This is a genomic window from Stackebrandtia sp. (assembly GCF_035643755.1).
Classification (GTDB): Bacteria; Actinomycetota; Actinomycetes; order Mycobacteriales; family Micromonosporaceae; genus Stackebrandtia.
The window spans coordinates 1-5,117 of record NZ_DASQPW010000227.1 but is presented as its reverse complement, the minus strand read 5'-3'; the positions used below and the strand labels follow the sequence as shown (position 1 = coordinate 5,117).

The window sequence follows — 5,117 nt, the reverse complement described above, 5'->3', positions numbered from 1 at the left end:
GCCGCATGCGGCCCTTCTTCGCCGCGGCGGCCGGCATCGCGGCGTCCGCCACCGCGGCCGACGGCGAGGTCCGCTGCCGCATCCGCGCCGAGACCTGTGACTTCTCCTTCGGCCCCAAGGCATTCGACCTCGCCGAGACCGACCTGGCCGCCGCCGTCAACGCGGCGATCGCCGCCACCCTGGAAACCCGCGCCCGCGAGACCGCGGCGCTGTTCGACAAGCTGGAAGCCGACGATCATGACCGTTAAGCTCACCAAAAAGGACCTGGACGACATGTCCGGCTCCGCCTCCGATGTGGAAGCCCGCGCCAAGGAGGCCAGCAAGATCATCGCCGACAACCCGAAGCCGAGCATGGCGGGCTTCACCACGGCCGACGCCATCGGCGAGGTCAGCTCCCACTGGACCCTGAAGGCCGACCGCTGCGCCGGGCGCTGGCAGTACTTCTCGGGCGCCCTGGCCGACACCGGCACCCACATCACCAAGACCGACGAGGAGATCGCCTTCTACTTCCCGAAGGCGTACCCCGGGATCAAGGACTGAGGACGGCATCATGGACTTCAAACAGCTGCGCGACGCCGATCTGTCCAGTCTGGAGAAGCTCGTCAAGCCCTGGGGCACCGCGGCGGGCAAGCTGGACACCGGTTCCGACACGGCGACCAAAAAGGTCGGCGACAAGATCCGCTCCGGAAGCTGGCGCGGCAAGGCCGCCGACGCGGCGCAGAAGCGGGTCAAGTTCCTGGAGACCCAGACCGAGGCGGGCCAGACCGAGGCCGAGGCGATCCAGGGCATCCTCAAGGAGGCGCACACCGGCTTCTCCGGCAGCCAGAAGCGCCTCAAGGGGCTCATCAAACAGGTCGACGACCACGACAAGCTGTCCATTGACGACAGCGGGCACGTCTCCGTCCACAAGCCGGGCTGGAAGGACGCGCTGGGTGGCGGCCTGTTCGTCGCCGAGTACATCTACCTCCAGTCCCTGGCGGGCCGCCTCAACGGGGAGATCAAGGACACCATCGCCGACGCCCGCCAGATGGACGGCGCCGTGGCCACGGCGCTGCGCGCCGCCGCCAACCTCGACGAGCCCGACAACCTCGACTTCAACCCCAACGCCAAGACCGACGGCAAGATCGACCTGCCCGACGACGGCAAGGTCGCCTGGCCCGAGATGCTCGGCCCGCTGGCCGGACTGCTGCCCGGCTCGGCCGAGTGGTACTCGAAGCTGGCCGCCGTCATGGCCTCCGAGCCCTTCGCCCAGGGCACGCCGAAGCAGCAGTCGGCGGGCGTGGGCAACCTGGTCAAGACCGAGGTGGAGCGCGCGGGCGGTCAGTGCAAGGTGGTCAACGGCATGATGGTGTGCATCGGCGCCCCCGACTACATGTACGAACGCGGCGGCACCACCTACGGCGACACCTTCATCAGTCCATACAAGACCTGGGACGAGCTCGACACCCAGCCCAACTACGGCAAGGACGAGCTGCTCAACCACGAGAAGTACCACCGCGACCACCAGTGGCGCGAATACGGCGTCAGCTTCGGCCGCAAGTACCTGGCCGCCGAGGCCGCGTCCCGCGCCAACGGCTACACCAACCCCTACGAGGCGGACGCCGAGAAGTACGGCGGCAAGACCGGCTACGAGATCAAGGAACCCCCGAAGCCCAACCCGCGCCCGGGCCCGTCGCCGACCCCGCCGCGCTGACCCGCGATCAGCGGGACGCGCGGCTAGTCGTCCTCGTCCTCGCCGGCCAGGGCGGCGCGCAGCTTGTCCTTCTGCTCGCGTCGCCGCTTCACCGTCGAGTCCACGTCGTTGAGCATCTCCACGCGCCACTTGCGCAGCAGCACGAAGGACAGCAGGAACGACACCAGCAGCGCGGCCATCGCGATCACCAGCGGATGCAGGCCGGTGGGCCACAGCGCCGCGCCGACCACCAGGAACAGGCCGACGCGGGCCAGCGCGAACTTCCCGGTGGCGTTCACGATCGGCCCGCCTTGAGCAGGCGCACGCCGTAAAACCACAGCACCGTATACAGTAGACATCCGATCGTGGCGCCCAGGGCGCCGGTGAACAGCTGGTACCACTCGGGCGGCATCAACGACGTGATCACGAAGCCGAACGCCAGGGACACCACGGCGGCCACGCCCGCCACCGCCCAGCGGGTCCACCCCGGCTTCCAGGCGCGGAAGTCGTCGATGAACACGAACACCGCCAACACCGCGCCGATCCAGCCCGAGGACGAGCCGAAGGCGTTGACGTGGATGAGCGCCAGCACCCCGTCGATGGCCACCAGCATCACCATGCCGATGAACAGCGAGGCCAGCACGAAGGCCAGATACTCGGTGAGCAGCTCGATGCGCCCCTCGTCGTCCCGCTTCGGGAACCTGGGGCGCGCCGCCTTGGCGTCCGCGGTGTCCTTGGACATTTAGGCCCAGACGTCCTGCGGCTCGGCGCGGCGCTCGGCCTGCGACCGCGGCGGGTCGTAGGTGCGCACCACCTCGTAGCGGGTGTTGCGCTCCACCGGGGTGAAGCCGGCGTCGCGGATCAGCTCGAGCAGGTCCTCGCGGTGCATGGTGTGAGGTGTGCCATAGGAGTCGGCGTCGTGGGTGATCTTGTACTCGACCACCGAGCCGTCCAGGTCGTCCACCCCGTAGTTGAGGGACAGCTGCGCGACGTCGAGGCCGTGCATCACCCAGAAGCACTTGACGTGGTCGAAGTTGTCCAGCATCAGGCGGGACACCGCGAAGGTCTTCAGCGACTCGGTCGGCGAGGCCATCGTGGTCTGCGCCTGGATCCGGTTGCGGATCTTGCCGTCCTTGGCGTCGACGAAGTCGTGCTGGTAACGCAGCGGGATGAACACCGCGAAGCCGTTGGTCTCGTCCTGCATCTCGCGCAGCCGCATGACGTGATCGACCCGGTGCCGGGGCTCTTCGATGTGTCCATACAGCATGGTCGCGGGCGTGCGCAGGCCCTTCTCGTGGGCGAGGCGGTGGATGCGCGACCAGTCCTCCCAGTGGCAGTCGTGGTCGACGATCTTCTGGCGCACCTCCCAGTCGAAGATCTCGGCGCCGCCGCCGGTCAGCGACTCCAGGCCCGCCTCGATCAGCTCGTCCAGGATGTCCGAGGCGTCCAGGCCCGAGATTTTCTCGAACCACTGCACCTCGGTGGCGGTGAACGCCTTGAGGTTGACGTCGGGCAGCGCGGCCTTCAGCTCCTTGAGGACCCGCGGGTAGTAGCGCCACGGCAGGGTCGGGTGGAGGCCGTTGACGATGTGCAGCTCCGTGAGCTGCTCGCCCTCCATCTGCTTGGCGAGCTCCACGGCCTGCTCGACGCGCATCGTGTACGCGTCGGCCTCGCCGGGCTTGCGCTGGAAGGAACAGTAGGCGCACGACGCGGAGCAGACGTTCGTGAGATTGAGGTGCCGGTTGATGTTGAACATCACCCGCTCGCCGTTCTTGGCGGTCCGCACGGAGTGGGCCATGCGGCCCAGCCAGGCCAGGTCATCGCATTCGTACAGGGCGACGCCGTCGTCGTAGGTCAGCCGCTCCCCCGCGGCGACCTTCTCCTCGATCTCGGATTTGAATTTGTCGGACGTCATTTCGCCGTCACCTCATCCACGAACAGACTATGCGTAGCCTGCGAGCGTACCGGTGTGGCACAAGACATTTACAGACGGCTGTGGTGTGATGGGGCACAAGCGTCGTATTGTGGCTGTTGGTATTTGCCGTGCCAGCTGTTCTCCCTTCACGAAGGAAGACGATGAAGACCACCCCGCCGCCCCGCCGTCGCCGTGGCCGTGCCGTCCTGTGCGTTGGGACCGCCCTGGCGCTGGCCACCGCCTTCCCCGCCCCCGCCTTCGCCGACCCGAGCGCCCTGGATTCCGTGCCCGACGGGGGTTCGCACCCCGACGGCGCCGACCCGGGTTACGTGCCCGGCACCGACATCCCGCAGTCCGGCCCCGGCATCGCGCGGGGCCCGTACGCCAACAAGATCGCCGAGCAGACGCACGCGCTGGCCCGGCTCGGAGAGAAGACCAACGCCGCCGCCGACGAGCTGAAGGCGCGCAAGAAGATGGCGTCGTCGGCGCGCGACGACTGGTCGACCCTGGACAAGGAGGCCAGGGACACCGAGGAGCTGGCCTCCGAGATGGCCGCCGACGCGTACGAGCGCCGCGCCGCCGAGATTCCCGGCGTCACCGAGAGGTTCGACTCGCTGTTCCAGGTGAACCCGGGGCTGCTGACCTCCGACCGCGACGCGGTGGTGTCGGAGGCGACCGACGCCGCGGAGACCGCCGCGGCGGCCAAGGCGTCGCTGGACGCCGCGGTCGCGGCCGAGGAGATCGCCGACGGCACCCACCAGCGGCTGTCCAAGAAGCTGAAGAAGGACACCGCGACGCTCAAGGACCTGATCGCCAAGAATGCCAAGGCGATCGAGCTCGAGGACGAGCAGACCGCGGCCTCCGACGCGCACAAGGCGACCGACATCGGCTCTGACACCGACGGCATGGAGCCGTCCAAGGACGCCGCCAAGGCGGTGGCGTTCGCGCTGACGCAGCGGGGCAAGGAGTACGTGTGGGGCGACGAGGGCCCCAACAGCTACGACTGCTCGGGGCTGGTGCAGACCTCGTACGGCAAGGTGGGCGACCGGCTTCCGCGGGTGGCGGCCGACCAGTTCCACTCCACCCTGGATCGCGAGGTGGGCGTGGCGGAGATGCTGCCCGGCGACCTGATCTTCTACGGGGACTCGGTGAACGACTGGACGTCGGTTTACCACGTGGCCATGTACATCGGCCACGGCGAGATGGTGCAGGCGCCGCGCCCCGGTGACGTGGTGAAGGTGGTGCCCGTGTCGTTCAGCGAATTCGTGGGGGCGCACCGGGTGGCCAAGGCGGCCTCGGACGAACCGGCGAAGCCGTCCAGGCCCGAAAAGGACTCCAAACACGGCCGTTCGGACGGAAAGCGTGACCGTGAGGACGGGCTGGAGCCGCGTCCCGACCCGTCCCCCGGAAGGGACGACCCGTGGCCCGGAAACGGCGACGACCCGGCGCCGAATCCCACGCCAACGCCGGTGCCCGGCGGCTGAAAACGGCGCCGAAGATCGTAAGAATAGTCACGTCGCGACGCAGCGT

Annotated in this window: 7 protein-coding genes; 4 read left to right on the top strand and 3 right to left on the bottom strand. The window is 68.4% G+C overall.

All coding sequences use genetic code 11. The annotated features are described in order from the left end of the window. From VE172_RS17975 to VE172_RS17965, 3 genes are all read left to right on the top strand, one after another. Positions 1-248, top strand: a 248-nt coding sequence (locus tag VE172_RS17975) for a hypothetical protein (protein WP_324803335.1), incomplete at its 5' end; no start/stop codon positions are given. After that, on the top strand, positions 238-540 hold the full coding sequence (locus VE172_RS17970) for a hypothetical protein (protein WP_324803334.1): 303 nt from the start codon (positions 238-240) through the stop codon (positions 538-540). The genes VE172_RS17975 and VE172_RS17970, both read left to right, overlap by 11 nt. Positions 541-550: 10 nt before the next feature. After that, positions 551-1,693 (top strand): hypothetical protein, encoded by a 1,143-nt coding sequence (locus VE172_RS17965; protein ID WP_324803333.1) that lies wholly within the window; start codon positions 551-553, stop codon positions 1,691-1,693. 23 nt (positions 1,694-1,716) lie between these two features. On the opposite strand, the gene VE172_RS17960 is transcribed toward VE172_RS17965, so the two are convergent. From VE172_RS17960 to mqnE, 3 genes are read right to left on the bottom strand one after another with little or no spacing between them, the layout of a single operon-like run. Further along, entirely contained in the window at positions 1,717-1,971 is a 255-nt protein-coding gene (locus VE172_RS17960; protein ID WP_324803332.1) for a DUF4229 domain-containing protein, read from the bottom strand. Next, positions 1,968-2,414, bottom strand: a complete 447-nt coding sequence (locus VE172_RS17955; RefSeq protein WP_324803331.1) for a hypothetical protein — start codon at positions 2,412-2,414, stop codon at positions 1,968-1,970. Before VE172_RS17955 ends, VE172_RS17960 begins: the two co-directional genes overlap by 4 nt. Then, the gene (gene mqnE, locus VE172_RS17950) at positions 2,415-3,587 is read right to left on the bottom strand and encodes an aminofutalosine synthase MqnE (protein WP_324803330.1); all 1,173 of its coding nucleotides are present in this window, start codon (positions 3,585-3,587) and stop codon (positions 2,415-2,417) included. 161 nt (positions 3,588-3,748) lie between these two features. Between mqnE and VE172_RS17945 the strand changes: the two genes are divergently transcribed. Continuing rightward, positions 3,749-5,071, top strand: a complete 1,323-nt coding sequence (locus tag VE172_RS17945) for a C40 family peptidase (protein ID WP_324803329.1) — start codon at positions 3,749-3,751, stop codon at positions 5,069-5,071. Positions 5,072-5,117: the final 46 nt, after the last annotated feature.